Below are 23,892 nucleotides of genomic sequence, written 5' to 3'. Positions count from 1 at the left end.
TCATCTGATGTTTCAATTTCCTTCATTATAGCTTATATTTAATTTATGGAAAATGAAAGAAAGGGCTGATTTCATGACGACAGCATTACTCGATACGTCCAAAGGAGTCGTTGAATATACATATAAAGGAGTCGGCCCTGTTGTGCTGCTTCTGAAAGGCGGGCACTGCACCAGGGAAACCGACCTTTCCCACGGCAGCCTTGTCTATGAAGGCTATTCCCTGCTTACGATTTCCCGTCCAGGATACGATGGAACGGATATATCCACAGGACGCACGCCTGACGCTTTCGCCGATACGATCATTGAAGTTCTCAATCATTTACGTTTGGAGAAGGTCCATGTCATTGCTGTATCAGCCGCAGGTCCTACCGGCATCGCCCTGGCACTGCATCACCCTGATCGTGTGTCCAAGCTGATCATGGAAGCGGCAATGACCATGCCTTGGGAAGAAAAAGTAAGACGGCGGGCACAAGTGTTATTCGGCCCGGCTGAGAAAGTGTTTTGGAAAAGTTTGAAGACGATGCTTACCCTATTTCCGGACCTCGTCATCAAACAGATGCTGGCAGAGTTAACAACGAAAGATGCCGATCATATCGTCCGGGAGTTGTCTACAAACGACCGTCGCTTCATTTATGACATGATTGCCACTTCCCGTTCCGGCAAAGGATTTCGGACGGATTTGAGACATCAGGTCCCGGTGATGGATCGTCTGGAAGTACCGGTACTTGGAATGTATTCCCATTATGACCGCTCCGTCCCCTATGCCCATGCCGTTCTCTTAAAGTCAAACGTCCGTGATTGTGAAATATTTGAAGTCGACTCGGACAGTCATTTGATTTGGATCGGCAGTGATGCTCAAGAAGTGTGGAATAAAAGATTGGAATTCTTAAATAAACCATAATCCATTGGGAGGAGATCATCATGACTGCTGTCAAGTGTGAACAAATGTTGGATCGTTTCTTAACGTTTTATGATTTGGCATCCAAAACACCTCCGCATGAACGCTTAAGCCTTTGGAAGGAACATTACGCTTTTCCCCACACACCTCCGGGATACCAGAATGACCAGCTCGCTAAAGAAATGCTTGAATATGGGTGGGGACAGTACCCTCTCGCCTACGAACGTATCAAGTATTTTGAAATGGACCCAGTGGACTTGAACGATCGTTTCGATTATATAAAACAAACAATGCGGTACACAGAGCCGATATCTTTGACCGTGCTGTTCTTCGTAGGCACCTTTGAAACGGACCCTTTCATCGTTAAAGAAGAAGATACTTATACCCTCTGCTTCCCGGTTGAGCTGGAAGCGAGTGAATCCCGGTTGATTCAGGAACTGGCCCGAGTCGTACACTGCAGCCGTTCGGGTCTTGCCCCGAGCTTCACCAGGACGCTTGGACAGCTCCTATTCCAGGAAGGGGTCGCTCTCCATACGACTCAGGCTCTTCTCGAGGACGACAGCAGATTTGACCCCTGCTTCACGTGGGATCAGGAGGGATGTACCCGTGAACCTAACCGGGTGATGATCAACATTCTTCCACACCTCCATCGGACGGATTATGAAGCACTCTATTCCTTTACAAAAGGTACAGGCGCATCCGGTTACGAAAAAGAGGCCAATTACACCGGATGGCTCGTTGTTTCCCACCTTCTCGAACAGGGATATTCTCTGCCGGAATTAGTCAGGATTCCTAAGGGGGATGTGGATGCGATTGTAGAGAAAAGCCTCTTCGCTCTGCTGAATAAAGCATACACAAAACAGCCCCAGGAATAACATCCAAATTAATGGCAACTTTCTTCGAGATAGGGCTTTCATTCAATTGGGCCATCTGTTATACTGATGTTAATTATTCGTTGTTCAATCAGATTCATGCAAGAGAAGATGTTTTGAAAGATGTCGTCTTGATGGAATTGAAGAGAGCAAGAATAGTAATACAATGTGGATGTTCCACGCAGGAGGTAATTGTACATGGTTGAAGGTACAGTAAAATGGTTTAACGCAGAAAAAGGTTTCGGATTTATTGAAGTAGAAGGTCAAGACGACGTCTTCGTACACTTCTCTGCAATTCAAGAAGAAGGTTTCAAAACTCTTGAAGAAGGTCAAGTTGTAACTTTCGAAATCGAAGAAGGTCAGCGTGGACCACAAGCAGCTAACGTTCAAAAATAAGGACGTATAAACTCCCCTTTCCGGGGAGTTTTTTTATACGAAAAAGCCCGGCATCCATTGCCGGGCTTTTTCTTTATTCTTCGCTTTGCTCTGTTAAGATGATTGGACCATCTTTCGTAATCGCAATGGTATGCTCGTACTGAGCAGACAAGGATCCGTCTACGGTGCGTGCTGTCCAGTTGTTTTCATCCATCTGGCTTGCCCATCCACCGATATTGATCATCGGTTCAATCGTAATGACCATACCATCTTTCAAACGTGCCCCTTTACCGGCAGCTCCGAAGTGAGGGATATATGGGTCTTCGTGAATGGATTCACCAATGCCGTGTCCAGTAAAGTCACGGACGACAGAATACCCTTCTCCTTCTGCGTAACTTTGAATGGCATGACCGATATCTCCAATGCGGTTACCCGGCACTGCCTGCTCAATCCCTTTATAAAGGGACGTTTTCGTTACATCCATCAGCTTACGGGCATCCTCACTGATTTCTCCAACCGCGTGCGTCCAGGCAGAGTCAGCAAGGTAGCCGTTCAAGTTTACGACCATATCAATCGTTACGATATCGCCGGCATTTAATTTCTCGGTGCGAGGGAATCCATGGCAGATTTCATCATTAATGGAAGCACATGTTGTGAATTCATACCCTTGGTACCCTTTCTGTTCCCCTGTCGCTCCGTGTTCCGCCAAGTATTTCTCTACGAATTGTTCAATTTCCATCGTCGTTACGCCCGGCTTGATGAAGCTGCGTAGACGTTCATGTACACTTGCCAGCAGTTTACCAGCTTCGTGCATCTTCTCAATTTCTCTCCGACTCTTACGTTTAATCATTTAGGTTCAACCCTTTCTATCTTCTTACGTATGTGTTCACCATATAGTATGATAACGAAAAAATGAAAGAACGACCACCCATAGCCCTTATTCCACTTCTTTAATGATAGACGCAGGGTTTCCTCCAATGAAAACATCGGAAGGAACGTCTTTCGTTACGACAGCGCCGGCACCAATTATGACATTATCACCGATTGTAACCCCGGGACAGATGACGGCATTACCACCGATCCATACATCATCTCCAATGGTGACCGGCTTTCCCGATTCCAGCCCGCTTGCTCTTGTTTTTCTGTCCATCGGGTGGGTAGCGGTATAAATCTGCACCTGCGGGCCAAGCAGTACCCTTTTTCCAATTGTAATCGCGCATACATCCAGAAAGATACATCCAAAATTTGCAAAGAAACCGTCCCCGACGTGGATGTTGGAGCCGTAATCACAATGGAACGGAGGCTCCAGGCTCATTTCTCCTTCAATGGATCCGAAAAGGTCGTGCAGCAATTGATTCCTATAATGGGATTCAGACTCTTTCGTATGGTTCAACGCGTAGGTGAGCTGTCTCGCCCGCGACCGCTCCACAACGAGTTGATCATCCCACGATTCGTATAATTCTCCAGCTAACATCTTTTCTTTTTCCGTCATTCTCGCACCTCCGTCATAGGTTTCCATTTCTTTCTTTACTTTACCATAGTTTTCAGCTAGTCTAGGAACCACTACTAAGGGGGAATTCGATGCAAGTTAGAGAACTGAACGGGAAAGATGCAGCGGACTATTATGAACTCCGACTCGAAGCACTGCTGACAAACCCGGACGCTTTCCTCACCACCTACGCCCAGGAGAAACAGCGACCGGACCCTATTCCAACAACGGCAGATAGACTGGACAACGATCTTTCCAGGACATTCGGACTTTTCTCAGACGGAAAACTGTCCGGAGTTGTCACCCTTGTCAAAGAAACGCATCCAAAGTACTTACATAAAGCAAATATCGTAGCCATGTATGTCACACCTTCCATCCGCGGATCGGGCGGCGGGGAAATGCTGATGAACGAAGTGATGCAATTCGCCAAAGCCATCCGCATCGAACTGCTTCACCTTTCCGTCGTCACAGAAAACAAAGCAGCAAAAAGACTTTACGCCAAGGTTGGATTCAAGACATACGGTACGGAGAAACATGCGGTCAAACTGGAGAAACGGTACCTTGATGAAGAGCATATGGAGTGCTTCCTTACATAATGAAACGTTTCCCGGCCCTCGACCGTACATGTAGTGAGAACTTGTTGATAAAAGGAGTAGATAAATATGATAGAAATCAACCGGATATCCAAGAGCTTCGCCGGCAAACAGGCGGTCCGGGAACTGGACCTCTCCATTCCTGACGGGAAGATCTTCGGATTTTTAGGACCAAACGGCGCCGGCAAATCGACGACTATTAAAATGATGACAGGTATTCTTCCGATCGATGATGGGAGCATTACCCTGAACGGGGTTGATATATCAAAAGATCCAATGAAAGCGAAGCGCCTCTTCGGATATGTTCCGGACCGCTCTGATATATTTCTCCGCCTGAAAGGAATCGAATACTTAAACTTCATTGCCGATATTTTCGAGGTTCCAGAGGATTTACGACGCCGGAGAATCGATGAACTTACAAAAAGCTTTGGTATTTATGATGCACTGAATGACCATATTCAAACCTACTCTCATGGGATGAAGCAGAAAATAGTCGTCACCGGCGTGCTGCTGCACGACCCGGATGTGTGGATTCTGGATGAACCTTTGACAGGACTCGATCCAAAGTCCGCTTATACATTGAAAGAGCTGATGCGTGACCATGCCGCCAGAGGGAAGATCGTCTTCTTCTCGACACACGTCTTAGAAGTGGTGGAGCAGCTTTGTGATGAGGTAGCTATTATACATAACGGCCATGTCCAGTTCCAAGGCAATATGACGGAAATGCGGCAGCAGTTCAAAGAAGATGACAACCTGGAAAGGCTGTTCCTGGAGTTGACGGAAAATGAATAAAGCGTGGATCCTGACGAAAGCCATGTTGAAAATGCAGCTCTCCATGCAGGGGAAGAGCAATAGTGAAAAGCTGGGCTACGGTTTTCTCGTTATTGCACTCATCCCCTTCGGATTAATGATCCTTTATTTTCTCAACGGTATCATAGGCAATATGTACACCGCCTTTGAGCCGCTCGGTATGGAAAATCTTATTCTCGGACTTTTATTTGTGTTGATGACGATTTTGTTCTTTTTCTTAAGCATTGGGACGGTTCTGAGTTCATTTTATTTTGCGGAAGACGTTGAATCCTTTATTCCTCTTCCTTTACAGCCATATCAAATCCTGTTTGGGAAATCGGCTGTCCCTTTTCTTTCTTTATACTTATTAAATACAGCTTTGCTGCTGCCTTCGTTAATCTTTTACGGGTTGAACAGCGGAGCCGGCGTGCTTTATTACTTTTTTTCCATAATCATGTGGGTGATTACACCGATCATTCCGTTCGTCGTGACGTCGATACTGGTCATGTTCATCATGCGTTTCGCTAATATTTCTAAGAACAAAGACCGCACGAAAATCATCGTCGGAATGCTTGGTTTTGTATTTGCTATCGGTATCAATGTCCTTATCCGTATGGATGGTGGGACAAACAGCGACATAGCTGCTCTGCTCCTTGAGCAGAACGGCCTTCTGGAAATGGTAACGAAATTCGTTCCGACTGCTTATTTCAGCAGTATCGCCCTTACAGAACCTGCCAGTGTGGGAGGGATCCTTTACCTGCTGCTGATGATTGCCTTGGCGATCGCCGCTGTTATTCTATTCGCTTCCATAGGTCAGAAACTTTACTTCCGCGGGGTGCTTGGACTATCCGGCGGAAGACGCAGCACTTTCCAATCCGAAGATTTTGATAAAAGCCTGCAAAGACGTCCACTTCTTCTTCGTTTATGGCAGAAAGAGATGCGGGTCATCTTTCGGACACCGACGTTCTTTACACAGATTTTCGTGCAGAGCCTGTTCTTTCCTGTGTTTTTGATCGTCATCCTTCTAATGGATATGAATGGTCCGATGGCCGGCTTCGGCCAACAGTTAGCTGATATTCCCGGTAAAAAAGCCATACTGGGGACATTTGGTGTAGCTGTCATTGCTCTTGGAGTTAATCCAGCTTCCTTTTCTTCTATCTCCCGGGACGGGAAGAGCTGGTTTAATCATTTATACTTACCCATCCAGCCAAAGCTTGTCATCTTCAGTAAGCTGTGGACTTCCTTTACGATGAACCTGCTCACGTTGGTCATTATCAGTGCCGGGGCGCTGATCGTACTCAAAGTTCCACTGCTTATCTGGGGGATCTGGTTCCTTCTTTCCCTGGCTATGAGCTGGCTTGCCGGCATCGGGGGAATGCTGATCGACCTGTACAGTCCGAAATTGAATTGGACAGATGAACGGGAAGTATTCAAGGGCCGGTTCATTACGATTGTACCTCTCGCTGTCGAAGCAGTCCTATTCGGATTGTTCATCTTCTTCCTGTGGCACAGCAGCCTGGAAGGACTTTGGATGACTACCGGAATCGTACTTGCTTTCCTATTACTCTTAATCACCCTCGGCCATCTCCTATTAAATAAAATGGTCAGAGAGAAGTATCATAAAATCAGCTGATCAAAAGGCATGGGGACTCCCCATGCCTTTTATTACTGAAACAGCCTTTCTCTTCATTTGACGATCATGACAGGGCAGTCGGCACGCTTCGCTACTTTATGGCTCACACTTCCCAGCACCATTTCCTGCACAGTATTCAATCCCCGGCTCCCGATAACAAGGAGGTCGAAGGCTTCCGTGTTAGCGTAGGTTACGATAGTCGGACCAGGGTCCCCATGACAGATGACCGTTTGAAAAGGGACCTCTTTTTCCTTATAAATAGCTTCCACAGGTTGAAGCCTTTCCTTTCTCCTTTGATCGATTGTCTCCTTGTCACCAGCATTTAACACATCCGACTTCGCTTTCTCTTTATCCACTACGTAAAGAACGGTCACCTCCGCATCTTCCTGCATTGCTGCAAGCTCCCCCGCTTTTTCTGCAGCCCGGAACGAGTGCTTGGATCCGTCAGCAGCAACTAATATCTTCGCGAACATGGTTCCTCCCCCCTTCTTATCCTTATTCTACCATGATTGTTTCCACGTATATTCACCCCACTATCCGAATTGCGAAAAACAGAGAATAAAAGAGTAAAGATAAGAATATAAGCGCATGAACAGGATTTTCACGCTTACATCGCATTATGTTTCATCTGGAATAAGTGTTATAATCTCATCGTTCTTGCCGGAATGAAGGACTGTCATGGACAGTTCAAATAACAAGGAAAGAGGTGCACGATTGAACACTCTTACAATTAAACAACAATGGTTTGGAAACGTAAAAAACGATGTGCTCTCAGGCTTGGTCGTCGCTATGGCGCTCATCCCTGAGGCAATCGCATTCTCTATCATAGCTGGAGTCGACCCCATGGTAGGTTTGTACGCTTCCTTCTGTATCGCTGTCGTCATCGCATTCATCGGCGGACGTCCCGGGATGATATCCGCTGCTACAGGTGCGATGGCTGTTTTGATGGTTACTCTGGTCAAAGATTACGGACTCGAGTATCTGCTTGCCGCCACAATTCTGACAGGTATCCTGCAGTTTCTGCTTGGTGTTCTGAAAATCGGCCGGTTCATGCGCTTTATTCCGCGCTCCGTCATGGTCGGATTTGTGAATGCACTGGCCATCCTTATTTTCTCCTCTCAGCTCGTTCACTTTGAAGGAGCAGGGTTGGCGATGTATGCGATGGTTGCAGGTTCACTGGCTATCATCTATATTCTGCCCAGGTTCACAAAAGCTGTGCCGTCCCCGCTCGTTGCCATCATCGTGATGACAATCATCGCCATTACAACAGGGACAGGACTTAAAACGGTAGGAGACATGGGGGAATTGTCCAGTACCCTCCCCGTTTTCCTACTGCCTGACATTCCGTTGACGTTTGAGACATTACAGATCATCTTTCCGATTTCCCTGGCTTTAGCCTTCGTCGGGTTGCTAGAGTCCCTGCTTACTGCTCAAATCGTTGACGATATGACAGACACGGAAAGCGATAAGAACAAAGAAGCTCGCGGCCAAGGGGTCGCTAACGTTGTCTCCGGCCTTTTCGGTGGTATGGCCGGTTGTGCGATGATTGGCCAATCTGTCATCAACGTCTCTTCCGGCGGACGTGGACGATTGTCTACTTTAGTTGCCGGCATCTTCATGATGCTGCTGATCATCGTATTTAACGATCTGCTTGTACAAATACCGATGGCTGTGCTCGTAGGTGTTATGATCATGGTTTCGGTCGGAACCTTCGACTGGTCTTCCTTAACTAAATTTCATAAGGCACCGATTACCGATACAGCCGTGATGGTCATTACAGTCGGTACTGTCGTCATGACGCACGATTTATCACGCGGTGTCCTTGCGGGTGTACTTTTGAGCGCGATTTTCTTCGCTGCTAAAATATCTAAAGTACATGTCGAACGTTCCTTGGATGAGGGGGCACAGAAAATCGTGTACCGTGTCAGCGGACAGGTGTTCTTTGCTTCTACCGAGAACTTAATTAAGCAATTCGACTACACCGTCGATGCGGATCACGTAGAAATAGACTTTACAAACGCCCATCTGTGGGATGATTCCGCAGTCGGAGCCGTTGACAAGCTTGTCATCAAATTCAGAGAACATGAAAAAGACGTTTCCGTTGTCGGACTTAACAAGGACAGTTCCAAACTCGTAGAACGCCTTGCTGTGTACGACAAACCCGGCGCATCGGCGTCTAATCATTAATCATAAGTAAACAAAGAAGCGCAGGAAGCCTAATTCGCAGGCTCTGCGCTTCTTTTTCCTTGTTCCCACTCTTCCTTTAACATACTGTAAACACAAGAATCCATCCATTTCCCCTTAATGAAAAGATCCTTCCTCAAGAGGCCTTCTCTAACCATCTTCGCTTTTTCCAGAACTCGGATGGATGCCTTATTTTCCGGACAGGAAACCGCTGCAATTCGATGCAAACCACATAGACCGAAACTATAATCCAAGATAAGGTGTACGGCCTCCGTGGCGTACCCTTTTCCCCAATAATCAGGATTAATGATGAACCCTATTTCCCCGACACCATCCCAGTCCCTTATATTCAATTCCATATTACCGAGAATCGCACCATCCTGCCTGCTCACAATAACGAAAACGAAGCGACTGCGATGCCTTTGCTGCCGATCATACATTACCTGGCGGACGAAAAACTGGCAGTCCTCCGGAGTATTAGGCCCCCACGGCTGATAGCGAACCGCTTCTTCATTGGAAGCAAACGGGTAGAAGGCCGGCCAGTCCCCCTCTTCCACTTCTCTGAAATATATTCGTTTACTCTCTATTACCGATCGCACATATATCCCTTCCTATCACTCATGTCACCTGCACGTCCGGAATGCCTCGATCCAGTGCAGGGGCGTCTCTTTGACGATAAACGTCCGCACACCCTTAATCGTGTGTAAATAGAAGAAACCATACGTCTCCGACAATCCTCTATAGGAAACATCGTGGATTTGATCCATGGTGAATTGTTCATCAGGAGCCTGGACTCTGTCCTCGAACAGCTCGAGCACCGCTTCATGCTCTATATAAACTTGTCTGTTATTCTCGATCTTCCGCTCTTTCCAATAAACCGGATGGGAACAAATCATAAGAACCGTCCTTTCCTTATTCACTTTTAGTATACCTCATTCTTTTCTAAAGAACAGGGCTTGAGTGTTCTCCCTTTTCTTCGCAGGAAATTTGTATTAGGATGGAAAAGGTGTTTTTTTGTATATCCTAAGAACAACAGGAGGTCACCCATCATGAGTAATCGAAACAAAGGAATCATCCTATTATTGATATCAGCATTCGGCTTTTCCATGATGGCTGCATTTGTCAAGCTGTCAGGAGATGTGCCCACCGTTCAAAAGACATTATTCCGTAATCTGGTTTCTGCCGTCATCGCATTCGGTTTCGTTCTTTACAATAAAGAGCGGCTCTTTGGCAAGAAGGAGAACCAGGTGCTTCTGCTTTCCCGATCCACCTTAGGAGCAATCGGTATCGTTCTTTACTTTTATGCGATCGATCATCTGGTCCTTTCGGATGCGGACATGCTTAATAAATTGAGTCCCTTTCTTCTGATCATTTTTTCAGCGATTTTCTTGAAAGAGAAAGCTCGTCTTTATCAGATCATTGCTGTTATTATCGCATTCGTAGGAACCTTGTTTATTATTAAGCCACAGTTTTCGGTAGAGTTCATTCCCTATGTCTCCGGGGTGCTGTCGGCAGTATTTGCGGCAGGTGCCTATACGCTGCTTCGTGTGCTTGGAGACAGAGAAAAATTCTACACGATCGTTTTCTATTTCTCTTTCTTCACCACCGTCATTCTTCTGCCGTTTACCATCGCGTTCTATGAGCCGATGACGGTTAAACAATGGGTTTACCTGCTCTCTGCCGGGTTATTTGCTACCCTCGGACAGTTCGGACTGACTATTGCTTACAAGTTCGCACCAGCAAGAGAAATCTCTATTTTCTTCTATTCAACAGTGGTGTACTCGGCCCTTATCAGCATTCTGCTCTTCGGACAAATACCTGATATTCTGAGTGTGATCGGCTATGTCGTCATCTTCGGTGCTTCTCTGTACATGTTCCTGCGTAATAATAAAGAAGCAAAGAAAACAGAACAAGCCTGAAGAAGAAAGCGTCCATGTGAATGGGCGCTTCTTTTCTTTCGCCTCTTTTTTCTTTATGATTAGTCTGAAGTACGATTAAGAAGGAGGACCTGATATGGGAAAAGTGATCCTTTACATCGCCCAGTCGTTGGATGGATATATTGCAAGAGAGGACGGGAGCATTGACTGGCTCTGGAGTGATACCGATGAAGATTACGGATATGAAGCGTTTCTCCAAACGATCGATACCATCATTCTCGGTCGGAAAACGTATGACCATATTTTCGAATTGACGGATGAGTTCCCTTACAAGTCAAAGGATGTTTATGTGGTCAGCGATCACAGACAAGGTCATGATCATTTTGCGACGTATTTAGAACCGGAGCAGATTGTTCCTTTCATTCAAATTATGTCGAAGGAGCAGGACCGCAACATATGGGTGGTCGGTGGCGCCCAGTTGATTCACCACTTCATTGGTGCAGGCTTGATCGACGAATTCCAAATAGCCATCCAGCCGACGTTAATTGGCAGAGGCATTCGACTGTTTCTCGATAATGAGCACGAAGAAGAGTTGATGACCAAAGACGTGAAGCACTATCCTGATGGTATGCTGCTTGTCACCTATGCGCGCAGAAATACTGCCACGGAGAAGTAGGCGCATCTTCTTTACGGCTGCACTCTTCTATTCGATCCATTTTCCAAATTTATCTAGACTCTTTCTTCCCTATTTGATATAGTTGAGTAATTTCAAAAGAAAGAGAGGGCTTGGACTATGTTTCCTGAAAAATTGAAGCAAGGGGATGAAATACGTGTGATTTCCCCTGCCGAATCGCTGGCTATTGTAGCGGAGGATCAAAAGCAGTTAGCTGTACAACGGATGACCGACGCAGGATTTATCGTGACCTTCAGCACTTATGCAGATGAGCACAGATCTCTGCACTCGAATCCTATTGAACATCGCATATCGGACTTGCACGAAGCGTTTCTCGACCCGGCAGTGAAAGCAGTGTGGACGACTCTCGGCGGTTATGACAGCAATCAGCTGCTCCGCTACATCGATTATGAGTTGATCGGTAGAAATCCGAAGATTTTTTGCGGATACTCTGATATTACGGCTCTTTCCAGCAGTATTTATAAACAGACAGGTCTTGTCACCTACAATGGTCCCCACTTTTCAACGTTCGGAATGAAAAGCGGGACGGCATACACCTTCAAGCATTTCATTGATATGATGACATCAGATAAACCCATCAGCATCACACCTGCTGATCATTGGAGCGATGATTTATGGTACATAAATCAGGAAGACAGAACGTTTCATCCGAATCCGGGCTGTATCGTTCTGAATGAAGGCGAAGCAGAAGGGATATCCCTGGGGGGAAATCTCTGCACGCTCAACCTCCTCCAAGGAACAGAGTATATGCCGTCACTGGAAGGCACGGTTTTATTTCTGGAAGATGACAAACTCACGAACGCAGGGACATTCGATCGGGATTTGCAGTCCCTGCTCCATCAACCAGGTTTTGATAAAGTGCAGGGGATCGTATTCGGAAAGTTTCAGGAAGTTTCAGACATCACAGACGAACAGCTTACAGCCATCATCCGCTCCAAACGGGAACTCGACCACATACCGATTATTGCCGGAGCAAGCTTCGGTCATACGACGCCTATGTTCACCTTCCCAATCGGCGGACGTGTACGGATCTCCACTTCCAATGAGAGCCCGTGCATTGAAATTCTAAAGCATTAATAAAACGAAATCCGCCCTCCAAAGGGCGGATTTCGTTTTAAATTAGATCGTAAAGCCGATATACTTTCCCATTTTCTATACTTTTATCCCCAAGCAGTTTCATCAGGACAGCGGCCACCTCTTCCGGTGACCTCAGCCCGCCTTCTTCCTTCAGCTTTTTAAATTTTTCTACATCAGCAAAAGCATCCTTGGATGATGAGCGGATATCGCCCTGCATCTCCGTATCCATGACGCCTGGACTAAAGGAAATAATGGTATGCGTACGATCTTTCTGCTCAAGTGCCAGTGTCTCTGTAAACTTATTCAGTGCTGCTTTCGAACTGCTGTACACACTCCAACCATGAATCGTTTTCTCTGCCGCTCCGGAAGTAATATTGATGATTCCCATCTGTATGCTGCGGCTGTTCGCTTCCTTCAAAAAATGATTAGTGAGGACCATCGGTGCCGTTACGTTTATTCGAATATGCTTGGAAACCGAATCAGGGTCCAACTGACCTACCGTCTCGATGGGTTCTACGACACCGGCATTATTTACAAGGTAGATGTAATCCGTATCCGGTCGGAAGACAATTTCGGATGCACGCGCCACCGCTCTTTCTGTATCTTCTGCTTCACTTAAATCACAGGCAACGTGGTAAAAAGAGACCCCTTTCTCCTTTGCTCTCTGTTTCAACGCTTCATTAGAAGTTCGAGATAAGGAAAGTATAGATACCTGTCGATCCATCAACTGCTCGGCTATCGCTTCTCCGAGTCCACGTGAAGCACCGGTAATAATTGCATAGTTCATTCATCTTCTCCTCCTTTTCTTTTTTCTGTTCCCGTTATAGGACGAAACCACTCCATACAGCATCGCTTTACATCCCCCACCGGTAGCGATATGATATACGCAGTCCATTTGAATCTTGCCAAAGGAGACGACCATGAAATACTTTTTATTGTTTATCATCTATGCAGCAGGGCTGATCGTTTCCAGTCTCGGCCTGGCATTGATTATCCGTTCTGGTCTTGGTGTCGGTCCCGGGGACAGTATCGCAGTAGGTTTATCGATGCACCTGCCTGTGACTGTCGGGAGCGTCATGATTGCGGCATTCATCATACTACTTCTCATTAATGCCAAACTGGAGAAAAAGCGGCCGCAATATGAATCGCTGATTCCAATCATTATACGCGGCCGCACGCTCGATATCTTTCTTTACGGGATGCTTGCCGACGTTGAATTGGAAGCATGGTGGAGCCAATGGGGGACCTTCTCGCTCGGTTTGATCGCCACCGCTGTCGGAATCGCTTTTTATCTGCGTACACCATTCCCAAGAATCCCCCTCGATCATTTCATGATGATTATGAACGAAAGGACCAATCAATCAAAGAGTACCGTCCGGATATTCACCGAATCGGGAATGGCTTTGATCGGCTTCCTGTTAGGAGCGCCGGTCGGTATCGGAACATTACTTGTAGCCATCCTTCTCGGGCCGTTTATTCAATGGTCCTTCCCGCTCGCACGACCCGTTGCGGGCATGTGGACGAAATCAAATAAAAAAGAGAAACAAAAAGCGTGACGCCGTGCCTCACGCTTTTTGTCCGTTACTTATCAAATGAAAGCTTCGTTACTCCAGTTTCTTCAAGCTTCTGCCCGATCTTCTCCTCGATCTCCAGACGCTTCATCATTTGCTCTTCATTCATAGAACCTTCCATCGGTCCATACTTCTCTGTCCATTCCTTTTCAGTAAGCTTCTCCACAAGCTTGTCCCAGAAACTGAATTCATCATAATCCTCCACATGCGTATCAAGCAGCTTAGACTCATAATCCACATCGAGGTCATGTATATCCATGGCATCCTGATAAACGATACGGTCTTCTAATCCGGCTTCTTTATATTTAGATAGAACAAGTTCCCGAACATCTTCAAACGCTTCGTCCAGTTCCATCTTCGTTGAGTTAACCATCCATGTTCCAAGAAATACCGCTTCCACAAGCGTTTCATATTGTTCTTTCGTCATTTCGATTTTGACGTCTGCCAAATCGCTCACTCCCTCCGAAGATTTCATTAAGCATTATAGCATACCATAGAAAAAGAAAGGGAGCCCCGTGAAACCAGCGCACACGAAAAACCCGCCCGGTTCATGCCGGGCGGGTTCCACTTCTATTCTGCTGCGACTTCGCTGGAGAATAGAGATGCGTCTGCAGAAAGCTTTGCATCTTCTTCATATTTCTTCTGAAGCGTACGTGTAACGGTCCCGGGCACACCGTTCCCTACCTGTTTTCCATCAACCTGGATGACTGGCATCACCTCTGAGGTACTGCTGGAAAGAAATACTTCATCCGCATTCCATATGTCTTCCACCTGGAACGCCTGCTCGATGAAAGAAACGCCCTCCTCACTGCAGAATGCCTCTACTCGCATACGTACACACCCATGAAGGATGTTCTTCTTAGCCGGATGCGTGTACACGCTCCCGTCTTTTACCAAATAGATATTCGATGAACTGCACTCGGTCACTTCCCCCTGTTTATGGAGAATGGCTTCGTAACAGTTTTGTTCTTTTGCCGCCTGCTTGGCAAGGACGTTCGGAAGCAGGTTGAGGCTCTTAATGTAGCACCAATCCCACCTTACGTCCTCCTGTGTTACAGCTGATACACCCTCACGAAGGAGTGCCTCCGGACGCGGAAGATCTTTCACATAAGCATAAAGATTCGCATTTGTATTTAAAGGAAAGACGTGGTCGCGTGGAGCAGATCCGCGTGTGATCTGAAGATAGATTTTGGCATCCCCGTCGATCCCGTTCTTATGAAGCAGCTCTTCCATCTTGTGGTACATGTCTTCTTTGGAAAAAGGAACATTGATCTTAACAGCCGCCGCTGAGCGGTACAGCCTCTCGACATGTTCCTGAATTAAATAACTGGTCCCGTTGTAAACCCGGATGACTTCGTAGATGCCGTCTCCGAATTGGAGTCCCCGTTCCTCAAACGGGTAACGCAGATCGTTCTGGTCAACAAAGCCGCCTTCTGTCAAAACATGGTCATAGATCGTCATGAATAAGCATCCTCCACTCCTAATATCGATTAACGAATAGTGTATCAGAAAACAGAGAAGTTAGGGGCATTATTTACGAAATATTTGCACAAACAGCATTTCCGATACCAGTCCGTCTCCGTCCTCCGTCTTAAACTAACCTATGCAGGAGGAAGCCATTCCTTGCTCGTCACTCTACCGGAATCGATGTTTCCAGCCACGCATGGGGATAGGGCTCCTTTCCTTCCTCCCCTTCCATCAATGGGTAGAAAGCGAGGGTGATGGACTCCAGTTCATCATCATAATGGAAATTATCGAACTTCACATACCGGAATGTGGAGAAAGTGCCTCGGATCACACCATTCATTTCACCGTTGAAGGTTGTTCCATTCGTATCCACGGCCTGTACAAGAAAATCGATTTCCCCGTCTTCCATCAGCCAGTCGTTTTCACCAGCATTCATTTTATTATTACCCTTTCCATACCAGATGCCCATAAAAAGCCCTTTAGAAGCATTGGTACTGTACAGTCTCGTTACGTGGATTCCCGTATTCCCTATATCTACCGACGACGCTGTCAGCGGCTGTGGATGCTGTGTAGGTTCGCCTGCCATAGGATACAACTCATCACCAGCCAATTGATTTAACTTACGATTATCGAAATAAAAGAAACAGCAGATGATCAGAAGGACAACGAGACCTGCAATCGCCAAACGAACACGTTTCATATTCCACGCCTCCCCCGAATGGTAACGTTTACCGCCATTATAGCAGAGAAACCCTTCTGATAGAGCGATCGTTGAACGTGAAAATCCGACGGCATCCTCCTCCTTGAACCCGCTTTCCCCAAGCGTCGGATCAGATGCTGTCGTTTGGAAGTCTCTTATGTAAAAAAACGACGGCCCTTTCACAGGGCCGTCCGGTACTTACAAGTATTTCTTTTGAATCTTTTTTCCTCCATAGCTGAACACGACGTCCCGTCCTTCTATGAGTGTTTCCATATGGACAGGGCGGCCCCAGAGCTGATGAATGTATGGGAGCGTCTTCTCCAAGTACCCAACATCAAGCTCCACCTCTTCAAAATGATGCTTAATATATAACTCGCCGCTCTTCATATAATCACCGTCCTGGACGGTAAGATAAGGAAACCCTCCATTGACACGCATCGTTACGAGCTGATCTCTTACCGATTCATGATCTTTATCGGTTATTTTATATTTCTGTCCCTGCTTTTGAAAAAGATATAAATCCTCCTGACGCACCAATTCCTTCGTTAAATAGTTCCGGATGAAGCTCTGATCGGACTCGATCTCCCGTACTTCGTACATCTTCTCTCGACCGCTTCCGGGCTCAATACCGTGTTTCCTCATTTCTGCTGTCGGATTATTATAACGCTCTTCTATGTCTTCAAAAATTTTCAGTCCGAGGTAATAAGGGTTCAACTGTGTCTTCGACGGTTGGACAACACTGGCATTCAACTTGGCGAATTCAATCGCTTCGTCACTTGTCAGGTCCATTTCTCTGATAATACGGGCATGCCAGAAGGACGCCCACCCTTCGTTCATAATTTTCGTTTCCAGTTGAGGCCAGAAATAGAGCATTTCTTCACGCATCATCGTCAGAATATCCCGCTGCCAGTCCTCGAGATCCCTGCTGTATTGTTCAATAAACAACAGCAAGTCCTTTTCTGGACGAGGCGGAAACTTCTTTTTCTTACGGAAGGCTGGCTGCTCTTCAGAGGAAGATTCATCCATTTTCCACAGATCATCGTAAACCGTACGCGGGGCCTTCTCTTCACTTTCCTCTTCATCCAAAGACCAGGCGAGTTTCGGCCTTACGAGCGAAGGATCGATATGTTCCTGTATAGCCAGAACAGCATCCAGGAAAGATTCCACTTCTTCCTTACCATATAATCGGTCGTATGCAGCAATCCTTTCGGCCGTTGCCGCCATGCTCTCGACCATATCCCTCTTCGTATTCTGAAACCTGGCGTTATTTTTGAAGAAGTCACAGTGTGCAAGAACGTGGGCAACAATCAACTTGTTCTGGATCAGGCTGTTGGAATTGAGCAGAAACGCGTAGCAGGGATTCGAATTAATGACAAGTTCATATATTTTACTCAGTCCTAAATCATACTGAAGCTTCATTTTATAGTACTGCTTACCAAAGCTCCAATGAGAGAATCGCGTCGGCATGCCGTATGCGCCGAATGTATAAATGATATCATCAGGACAGACCTCATACCGCATCGGATAGAAATCCAGTCCGAAACCTTTAGCAATCTCTGTTATTTCCCTGATGGCATATTCCAGTTTTTTTTGGTCATCTGGCTTCAAAGATGCCCCCTCCTTCAATTTCGCTTACTTAACTATATGAAAGGGGGACCGTGAACATGAAGGAATGAGCCAAGTTAGAACATCGACACGCATCCTTCTATCTGTTTTAAGTTACTATGTACAGGAGTATATCCTGCTCTTTCAGACTGCAGTGAAAATTTAGAGGACCCGCCCCTATCCAAAAAAAGAAAGCCCAAGACCCACGAAGGGCATTGGGCTTTTCCTTACGAGCGTTGGTCCGGGAAAACCCGGTCAACCATTTCTCCGAATTCACGGAAGAAACCACGTACAGGTTGTCCGTTTTCTACATCCTGTACATAGTTGTTCGTCAAATCAACGAAGTCCGGATTCGTGGAAATATAGACATTGTTAATATCCTGGTCCGAATCCTTCACCGCTTTTTTGATCTGCTTCTCCATTTCATCGGAAACTTCGTTCTTGTCTCCGGTTGGATTATCAAGCTCTGCCGCTACATAGGCATTGTCACGTGTTTTCAACACATAAACATTCTTGACGCCTTTGACATTTTTCTCGATACGGTTTGCTGCATCTTTAGCTACATGGTAATTCGTATTATGCTGCATTCCGCGGTCATTGTCATACTGATTGGCATTGTTACCTTCTTCATACATATTGTCGGCGGAGCGTTCAAACCTTGTGTTCTGAACACCGTCATAATTGGCATCGTTATCTCTCGCTTCCTGTTCTGCTTGACAGGCTACAAGCGACGTTGCTGCCAACAGTCCGATAGCAAGTGCTTTTATTTTCATGCGTCTACCTCCTTCCATGGATTTATGGGTAGTATGTGTGGGTACCTTCTAAATATGCGACAGCAAACAGAGGCAAAAAAACCCGGCCTTCCGAAGAAGACCGGGGGTCGGCTTAAGAACCGAATGGCAGCAGCCACCATAGTTGAAGAAAAAGAAGGTAAACCAACAGGATTCCGTTCACAAATAGAAGGACTGCCGGAATTAATTGATAAACACCGTGCATTTTAAAATAAAACATGCGGATCAGGATGAAGCCCGCAATCAACAGAAGGTACAAACCGATAAACCAGGCCCATACGTAAGGTGTCGATGCATCGAAACCGATCTCATGCCCGAGTGCATACAAAAGCCATGGGGCAAAAAAATACAATATAGATAATGGCACGAAACGGTGCTCATCTTTTAAGTAAACCAAAGAAATACCTGCCAATAGTATGGAAGCACCTCCAACACATTCCGTAATCGTCACCCATGTCTGGTGCGTTCCTTCCGCTTCCATCGTTGCAAAACTTATGAACAGACTGATGACGAATAAAGCGGTGATTCCTGTGTTTATGTACAGCATTACTCGTTTATTCATTTACCCGACTCTCCCCCATCACAGCAAAACTTTTCCACTCCATCATAACAAATTTCGCTTTATTTTGCGGAAGAAATACGTAACAATGTGTCGGCATTCCCATAAATGTGACGAACTCACTCGAGTTAACACTCCCGGACAGGAGATAATAATCGTAAGCTTCATTAAACAGAGGATGTGTCCATCATGAATTACGATTATGACAAAGCACTTCACTTCATGATTTGGGGACAATGGGATGACTTACTTGTTTTGATGGTCCGCACACGAGACCAGTTCTTATCAAAAAAGATCGAATCATTCCTGCATTCCTGTTATTACCCGAGTGATCAAAGTGAAATGCTCGAAGCCCATGAAGCGTTATTGAGTTATATCGACCACGCCCAGACGAAGACGCTGGAGCCGAGTTTCACCATATAAAGAAAGCTCTCCGGAGAAATCCGGAGAGCTTTCTTCTTACCTTATTCTGTTTCCACATTATACTCCAATCGGAACAGGTCGCGCCTGCGATCCCGAAGCTGACGGACCGTCCCCGACTTGCGCTGTCGACGCAGAATCTCTAAATCAACATCACCGACGACAACCGTCTCTACATTGGCGTTACATTCCCCGATAATGCCATCACGTGCAAATTCAAAATCTGATGGTGTGAAGATACCAGACTGGGCATATTGAATATCCATGTTCTCCACCTGCGTCAAGTTTCCGACTGTCCCTGCAATGACGGTGTAAACCTGATTCTCAACGGCACGTGCCTGCGCACAGTAACGGACTCGTAAATATCCCTGGCGGTCATCCGTACAAAATGGAACAAAAATAATGTTCGCACCCTGATCAACGGCATAACGCGCCAATTCAGGAAATTGGATGTCGTAACAGATCTGAATGGCAATCTTTCCACAATCGGTATCGAACACCTTGATGGCATCTCCCGGCTGGATACCCCACCACGTCCGTTCATTCGGCGTTACGTGAATTTTATACTGCTTTTCAATCGTTCCATCCCTGCGGAACAGGTACGATATATTGTAGATCTGTTCATCTTCTTCGACGAAATGCGAGCCGCCGATAATATTAACATTGTATTTCACCGCCAAGTCGGTGAACATTTCAATATAATCTTCCGTGAATTCACTCAGTTTGCGGACAGCTTTGGAAGGCACCTTTTCTTCCAGGAATGACATCAACTGTGTCGTGAATATCTCTGGAAATACGGCGAAATCCGAGCCGTAATCCGCTGCAACATCAACGTAATATTCACATTGCTTAGCGAACTCCTCGAAGGAATCAATATTTTTCATCATGTATTGAATGACCATGATCCGAACCGGGTGACTTGTCTTGAAATAACGTTTTGTTCTGGCACGGTAATCAATATTGTTCCATTCCATCAACGTCGCATATTTCATGGAAGCTCTGTCATCCGGAAGGTAGTCAGGATTGATCCGCATAACCGTAAAACCATTCATCACCTGGAAAGTGAGGACCGGGTCGTAAATGTTCTGATTCCTTACTTCTTCTACGTACTCTCTCGGACTCAGCTCATTTTCATACTGGTGATAATTCGGAATTCTCCCTCCGATAATAATACTTTTCAAGTTGAGCTCTCTGGCCAAATCTTTACGTGCCTCATAAAGTCTGCGGCCGATTTTCATCCCACGGTACTCCGGATGGACCATTACTTCAATTCCATATAAGTTATACCCATCAGGGTCGTGATTGGTGATATACCCTTCATCCGTAATATCATCCCACGTATGTTTATCGTCATATTCATCGAAATTGACAATAAGACTGGAACAGCTCCCGATGATTTTCCCCTCGTATTCGACGACAAACTGTCCTTCAGGAAAATGCTTCAAATGGCTTTCCAAATGCTCCCGCTTCCACGGATCCATCCCTGGGAAACACACCTGCTGCAATTCAAAAATCTGCTCTATATCTTTTTCCTGCATCGTTCTTACGATAATTTTCTTCTCGTATTGGGTCAGGTCTAACTCCTTCGACATCGTATATCGTCCCTTTCTAATCGATCTCTTTTCCACTTAATCGTACTCAACAGACATAACCCCTGTCTAGTCTGGAAGCGTGGAAGATAAATAAATGAAACCATTGAATTGAACCGTTTCAAAACCTCATGTATGATGGATGGGAAGAGGTGTAGCGAATGAATGGCTTTGAAAAACGAAAAGAACGAAAGAAACAGGCAATCCTCCATACCGCCCTCCGTTTATTCAGCGAATCCGGAGTTCAGAAGGTGAGTATTAAAGAAATTGCAGCGAAAGCCCAAGTATCTCAAGTAACGATTTACAATTATTTTGGCGGCAAAGACGAGCTCTTATTCGAAGCTGTCCAAATGTTTATAAAGGATCAAACCGAACAATTCCGTGCTACCGTTCAGAACACCGACCAATCGTTTCGTGATAAAATCCACAAACTTTTACAAGACAAAAAAGAGAACATGCTGCATCTGCACCAGGATTTCCTGCAAGCAGTGACCGGCAGTCATCCTGAGCTGAAAGATTGGGTCGACCGTTTTACAGCCCGGGAAACGATACCGATCCTGACGGAGTTGATTGAACAGGGGAAAGCGGAAGGATCCGTCCGTGCCAGCCTTTCCTTCCAGTCCATCCTGCTCTATATCGATATGTACTACAAAGCACTGCGGACGAATGCTGACTTCTTCACCGCTTCTCCTGAATCGCTCAGTGAAGAATGGTCGGACTTGTTTTTTTATGGTTTAGCAGGAATGGACAAGGATCACCTATAAAAGTAACAAAAGGAAGAGACCCGGCATCGCCGGCGTTTCTTCCTTTTTAAATTCATCCTAATAAGAGGAAATTCATTAACGCAGTTTTCTTACATACCAGCGGATGACATCGTTGATGCGGCTGCCGAACAGCTTCTCTCTCCAATATAGATCCGCCGTCTGTGAAACGACGTTATTCCGTGCCGGATAAGGGTGGAGAACATTAGAAATGGACTGGAACTTCTTGTTCAGTGCCTGAACCGTCCCTACTTCCTGCATCCACTCCCCGGCACCGGCACCGATGGCATGGGCACCGACGATCTTACCACTCTCCGTAGTCAAAATTTTAACAAGACCGTCTTTTCTGCGCTCGGCCATAAACCGATCGTTGTCGGCCAGTTTCATTTTAAACGTCAAAAGTTTATCTCCATATTGTTCTTTTGCTTCCGATTCTGTAAGTCCCAAATGGTATATTTCCGGATCGGTATAGACGACCCACGGCACCTTCGCATACGATGCTTTCCGCGAAAGTCCCAACACGGCATTCGAGACGGCAAGCTTCCCTTCCATCCCTGCGACGTGGGTAAACGGCATCGAGCCATTGCAGTCGCCGACGGCATAGATATGCTTGGCAGAGGTTCTCATTGCATGATCCACATCTATGTGTCCTTCCACTACATTCACTCCCGCTTTAGGCAGACTGAGCTTCTCTATATTCGCTTGCCGACCTGCAGCAACCAAAAGCGCTTCGGATTCAACCCTGAGGGTCCGGCCGTCTTTCCTGTAATGCACAATCGTTTTTCCATCTGCCTGCTCCACACGCTCAATCTTTGCGCCGGTAAGGACGGTCAATTCTTCCTCCATGATCCGGCAGGCTGTTTGGGAGATTTCTTTGTCCTCTTTGGACAAAATCTGATCCGCTCCTTCGATGATGGTAACATCAATACCGAGACGGCTCATAGCTTGTGCCAGCTCGGCGCCGATTACCCCACCACCGATCACGACTAGAGAATCCGGCCGTGTCTTAAGGGAGAAAATGGTCTCGTTCGTCAGATAGTCCACCGCATGCAACCCGTCTATCGGTGGAACGGCCGGTGAAGACCCGGTGGCGATGACAAAACGCTTGGCCGTTATTTTCCGATCTCCCACGCGCAGAGTATGTTCATCTTCAAACGCAGCCTCTGCTTCAAATATATCAATGCCGAGATCGATGAATCGTTCTTTGGAATCATGCTGCTGTACATCCTCCACCGCTTCGGACACACGGTCCATCACCTTTTTGAAAAGACGATCATACTCATTCGGTGTGAGTTCTTTGAAACGGGAATGGTCGTAGACCTCTTTGGCTGCCTGGATCAATGCTTTCGACGGCATACAGCCGTAATGTAGACAATCTCCTCCAAGCTCTGTCTTCCTCTCGATCAAAGCGACATCAGCTCCGAAGTTCGCTGCACCTGCAGCTACCGTCAATCCACCGGACCCTCCACCGATGACCGCAACCTGATAATCGAATGTCATAACTCCTGTCTCCTTACCTGCTCATATTTCTTTGATATCTCCTGCATCCGTTTCTTATTGACACCGAAGTCTGAGTACCCGACCCTCGATGCAGAGCGGAAATGGATGACACGTTCATCCGGATCGAAGTAAAATTCCACGTCATCCTTGAATTTTAATACCTTGGTAGTTACAACCGTATGAATGTAGTGGTCCTCCTCTATTTCCACCTTCGTCCGGTCCATATCCCCAAGGACATTCATGATATGTTTTTTTGATGTCTCTAAATCACGGGTGAACGGCAGCGGACTCATCCGTTTCTCTTCCTGATCCGCCTGGGTGGAAACACAGTTCGGCTTATCCGGGCATGCCGAAAGCCGTCCGCTTTTCACACCAATGTAAGAATCCTTCATTCGTCTTCCTCCTTTTCCAGCAGTTACCTATATATTCACTCAAATCCAAAGAAAAA

The 23,892-nt window shown here is 46.3% G+C and carries 28 protein-coding genes; 13 read left to right on the top strand and 15 right to left on the bottom strand.

Annotated features, from left to right (window positions below):
- Nucleotides 1–73 precede the first annotated feature (73 nt).
- The 3 genes from M662_RS05340 (at nt 74) to M662_RS05330 (ending at nt 2,166) form a co-directional block, all read left to right on the top strand.
- A complete protein-coding gene (locus M662_RS05340) occupies nt 74–901 on the top strand; it encodes an alpha/beta fold hydrolase (protein ID WP_008634704.1) in 828 nt (275 codons plus the stop codon).
- 20 nt (nt 902–921) lie between these two features.
- The gene (locus M662_RS05335) at nt 922–1,773 is read left to right on the top strand and encodes a hypothetical protein (protein WP_008634703.1); all 852 of its coding nucleotides are present in this window, start codon (nt 922–924) and stop codon (nt 1,771–1,773) included.
- A 195-nt stretch (nt 1,774–1,968) separates the two neighbouring features.
- Nucleotides 1,969–2,166 (top strand): cold-shock protein, encoded by a 198-nt coding sequence (locus M662_RS05330; RefSeq protein ID WP_008634702.1) that lies wholly within the window; start codon nt 1,969–1,971, stop codon nt 2,164–2,166.
- A 73-nt stretch (nt 2,167–2,239) separates the two neighbouring features.
- Here M662_RS05330 and map read toward each other — a convergent pair whose 3' ends face one another.
- Nucleotides 2,240–2,995 carry a type I methionyl aminopeptidase gene (gene map, locus M662_RS05325; RefSeq protein WP_008634701.1) on the bottom strand — a complete coding sequence of 252 codons (756 nt, stop codon included), beginning with the start codon at nt 2,993–2,995 and terminating at the stop codon, nt 2,240–2,242.
- An 87-nt stretch (nt 2,996–3,082) separates the two neighbouring features.
- Complete coding sequence (locus M662_RS05320) at nt 3,083–3,637, bottom strand: sugar O-acetyltransferase (protein ID WP_026578320.1); 555 nt, start codon at nt 3,635–3,637, stop codon at nt 3,083–3,085.
- Nucleotides 3,638–3,726: 89 nt separating this feature from the next.
- Here M662_RS05320 and M662_RS05315 point away from each other — a divergent pair, with 89 nt between their 5' ends.
- The 3 genes from M662_RS05315 to M662_RS05305 all read left to right on the top strand — a co-directional run bounded on the left by M662_RS05315 (nt 3,727) and on the right by M662_RS05305 (nt 6,649).
- Nucleotides 3,727–4,230, top strand: coding sequence for a GNAT family N-acetyltransferase (locus M662_RS05315; protein WP_008634692.1), 504 nt, complete (start codon nt 3,727–3,729; stop codon nt 4,228–4,230).
- 66 nt (nt 4,231–4,296) lie between these two features.
- Complete coding sequence (locus tag M662_RS05310) at nt 4,297–5,019, top strand: ABC transporter ATP-binding protein (RefSeq protein ID WP_008634682.1); 723 nt, start codon at nt 4,297–4,299, stop codon at nt 5,017–5,019.
- Nucleotides 5,012–6,649 (top strand): putative ABC transporter permease subunit, encoded by a 1,638-nt coding sequence (locus M662_RS05305; protein WP_008634681.1) that lies wholly within the window; start codon nt 5,012–5,014, stop codon nt 6,647–6,649. The genes M662_RS05310 and M662_RS05305 overlap by 8 nt, the downstream gene beginning before the upstream one ends.
- 53 nt (nt 6,650–6,702) lie before the next feature.
- Here the strand turns inward: M662_RS05305 and M662_RS05300 are convergent, their stop codons facing one another.
- Nucleotides 6,703–7,122, bottom strand: a complete 420-nt coding sequence (locus M662_RS05300) for a universal stress protein (RefSeq protein WP_026578319.1) — start codon at nt 7,120–7,122, stop codon at nt 6,703–6,705.
- Between the two features lie 205 nt (nt 7,123–7,327).
- On the opposite strand from M662_RS05300, the gene M662_RS05295 reads away from it, so the two are divergent.
- Nucleotides 7,328–8,836 (top strand): SulP family inorganic anion transporter, encoded by a 1,509-nt coding sequence (locus M662_RS05295; RefSeq protein ID WP_051348945.1) that lies wholly within the window; start codon nt 7,328–7,330, stop codon nt 8,834–8,836.
- A gap of 29 nt (nt 8,837–8,865) precedes the next feature.
- Here M662_RS05295 and M662_RS05290 read toward each other — a convergent pair whose 3' ends face one another.
- On the bottom strand, nt 8,866–9,432 hold the full coding sequence (locus M662_RS05290; RefSeq protein ID WP_008634676.1) for a GNAT family N-acetyltransferase: 567 nt from the start codon (nt 9,430–9,432) through the stop codon (nt 8,866–8,868).
- Nucleotides 9,433–9,456: 24 nt separating this feature from the next.
- Complete coding sequence (locus M662_RS05285) at nt 9,457–9,753, bottom strand: hypothetical protein (protein WP_008634674.1); 297 nt, start codon at nt 9,751–9,753, stop codon at nt 9,457–9,459.
- Nucleotides 9,754–9,882: 129 nt separating this feature from the next.
- Between M662_RS05285 and M662_RS05280 the strand changes: the two genes are divergently transcribed.
- From M662_RS05280 to M662_RS05270, 3 genes are all read left to right on the top strand, one after another.
- Entirely contained in the window at nt 9,883–10,752 is an 870-nt protein-coding gene (locus M662_RS05280; RefSeq protein WP_008634668.1) for a DMT family transporter, read from the top strand.
- Nucleotides 10,753–10,846: 94 nt separating this feature from the next.
- On the top strand, nt 10,847–11,386 hold the full coding sequence (locus M662_RS05275; RefSeq protein WP_008634666.1) for a dihydrofolate reductase family protein: 540 nt from the start codon (nt 10,847–10,849) through the stop codon (nt 11,384–11,386).
- Between the two features lie 117 nt (nt 11,387–11,503).
- On the top strand, nt 11,504–12,481 hold the full coding sequence (locus M662_RS05270) for a S66 family peptidase (protein WP_026578317.1): 978 nt from the start codon (nt 11,504–11,506) through the stop codon (nt 12,479–12,481).
- Between the two features lie 37 nt (nt 12,482–12,518).
- Here the strand turns inward: M662_RS05270 and M662_RS05265 are convergent, their stop codons facing one another.
- Nucleotides 12,519–13,268 carry a (S)-benzoin forming benzil reductase gene (locus tag M662_RS05265; protein ID WP_026578316.1) on the bottom strand — a complete coding sequence of 250 codons (750 nt, stop codon included), beginning with the start codon at nt 13,266–13,268 and terminating at the stop codon, nt 12,519–12,521.
- A gap of 133 nt (nt 13,269–13,401) precedes the next feature.
- Between M662_RS05265 and M662_RS05260 the strand changes: the two genes are divergently transcribed.
- Complete coding sequence (locus M662_RS05260) at nt 13,402–14,037, top strand: YczE/YyaS/YitT family protein (protein ID WP_008634660.1); 636 nt, start codon at nt 13,402–13,404, stop codon at nt 14,035–14,037.
- A gap of 25 nt (nt 14,038–14,062) precedes the next feature.
- Here M662_RS05260 and M662_RS05255 read toward each other — a convergent pair whose 3' ends face one another.
- From M662_RS05255 to M662_RS05230, 6 genes are all read right to left on the bottom strand, one after another.
- Nucleotides 14,063–14,509, bottom strand: coding sequence for a hypothetical protein (locus M662_RS05255; protein WP_235601453.1), 447 nt, complete (start codon nt 14,507–14,509; stop codon nt 14,063–14,065).
- Nucleotides 14,510–14,622: 113 nt separating this feature from the next.
- Nucleotides 14,623–15,513, bottom strand: coding sequence for a D-amino-acid transaminase (gene dat / locus M662_RS05250; protein ID WP_008634643.1), 891 nt, complete (start codon nt 15,511–15,513; stop codon nt 14,623–14,625).
- A 169-nt stretch (nt 15,514–15,682) separates the two neighbouring features.
- Nucleotides 15,683–16,219 carry a hypothetical protein gene (locus tag M662_RS05245; protein ID WP_008634641.1) on the bottom strand — a complete coding sequence of 179 codons (537 nt, stop codon included), beginning with the start codon at nt 16,217–16,219 and terminating at the stop codon, nt 15,683–15,685.
- A 198-nt stretch (nt 16,220–16,417) separates the two neighbouring features.
- The gene (locus M662_RS05240; RefSeq protein ID WP_008634638.1) at nt 16,418–17,827 is read right to left on the bottom strand and encodes a SpoVR family protein; all 1,410 of its coding nucleotides are present in this window, start codon (nt 17,825–17,827) and stop codon (nt 16,418–16,420) included.
- A 224-nt stretch (nt 17,828–18,051) separates the two neighbouring features.
- On the bottom strand, nt 18,052–18,597 hold the full coding sequence (locus M662_RS05235; RefSeq protein WP_008634629.1) for a YhcN/YlaJ family sporulation lipoprotein: 546 nt from the start codon (nt 18,595–18,597) through the stop codon (nt 18,052–18,054).
- A gap of 112 nt (nt 18,598–18,709) precedes the next feature.
- On the bottom strand, nt 18,710–19,177 hold the full coding sequence (locus M662_RS05230; protein WP_008634628.1) for a hypothetical protein: 468 nt from the start codon (nt 19,175–19,177) through the stop codon (nt 18,710–18,712).
- 186 nt (nt 19,178–19,363) lie between these two features.
- Here M662_RS05230 and M662_RS05225 point away from each other — a divergent pair, with 186 nt between their 5' ends.
- Nucleotides 19,364–19,597, top strand: a complete 234-nt coding sequence (locus M662_RS05225) for a YhdB family protein (RefSeq protein WP_008634626.1) — start codon at nt 19,364–19,366, stop codon at nt 19,595–19,597.
- 41 nt (nt 19,598–19,638) lie between these two features.
- Here M662_RS05225 and M662_RS05220 read toward each other — a convergent pair whose 3' ends face one another.
- On the bottom strand, nt 19,639–21,186 hold the full coding sequence (locus tag M662_RS05220) for a GNAT family N-acetyltransferase (RefSeq protein WP_008634622.1): 1,548 nt from the start codon (nt 21,184–21,186) through the stop codon (nt 19,639–19,641).
- Nucleotides 21,187–21,344: 158 nt separating this feature from the next.
- On the opposite strand from M662_RS05220, the gene M662_RS05215 reads away from it, so the two are divergent.
- Complete coding sequence (locus tag M662_RS05215) at nt 21,345–21,947, top strand: TetR/AcrR family transcriptional regulator (protein WP_008634620.1); 603 nt, start codon at nt 21,345–21,347, stop codon at nt 21,945–21,947.
- A 75-nt stretch (nt 21,948–22,022) separates the two neighbouring features.
- On the opposite strand, the gene M662_RS05210 is transcribed toward M662_RS05215, so the two are convergent.
- Nucleotides 22,023–23,444: a dihydrolipoyl dehydrogenase family protein gene (locus M662_RS05210; protein ID WP_008634619.1), complete on the bottom strand. Its 1,422-nt coding sequence runs from the start codon at nt 23,442–23,444 to the stop codon at nt 22,023–22,025.
- Nucleotides 23,441–23,836: a DUF1499 domain-containing protein gene (locus M662_RS05205; protein WP_008634618.1), complete on the bottom strand. Its 396-nt coding sequence runs from the start codon at nt 23,834–23,836 to the stop codon at nt 23,441–23,443. Before M662_RS05205 ends, M662_RS05210 begins: the two co-directional genes overlap by 4 nt.
- Nucleotides 23,837–23,892: the final 56 nt, after the last annotated feature.

This window comes from Bacillus sp. SB49 (genome assembly GCF_000469135.2).
In the GTDB taxonomy this organism is placed as follows: domain Bacteria; phylum Bacillota; class Bacilli; order Bacillales; family Halobacillaceae; genus Halobacillus.
The sequence above is the reverse complement of the archived record's forward strand: the minus strand, read 5'-3'. Positions and strand labels throughout refer to the sequence as shown.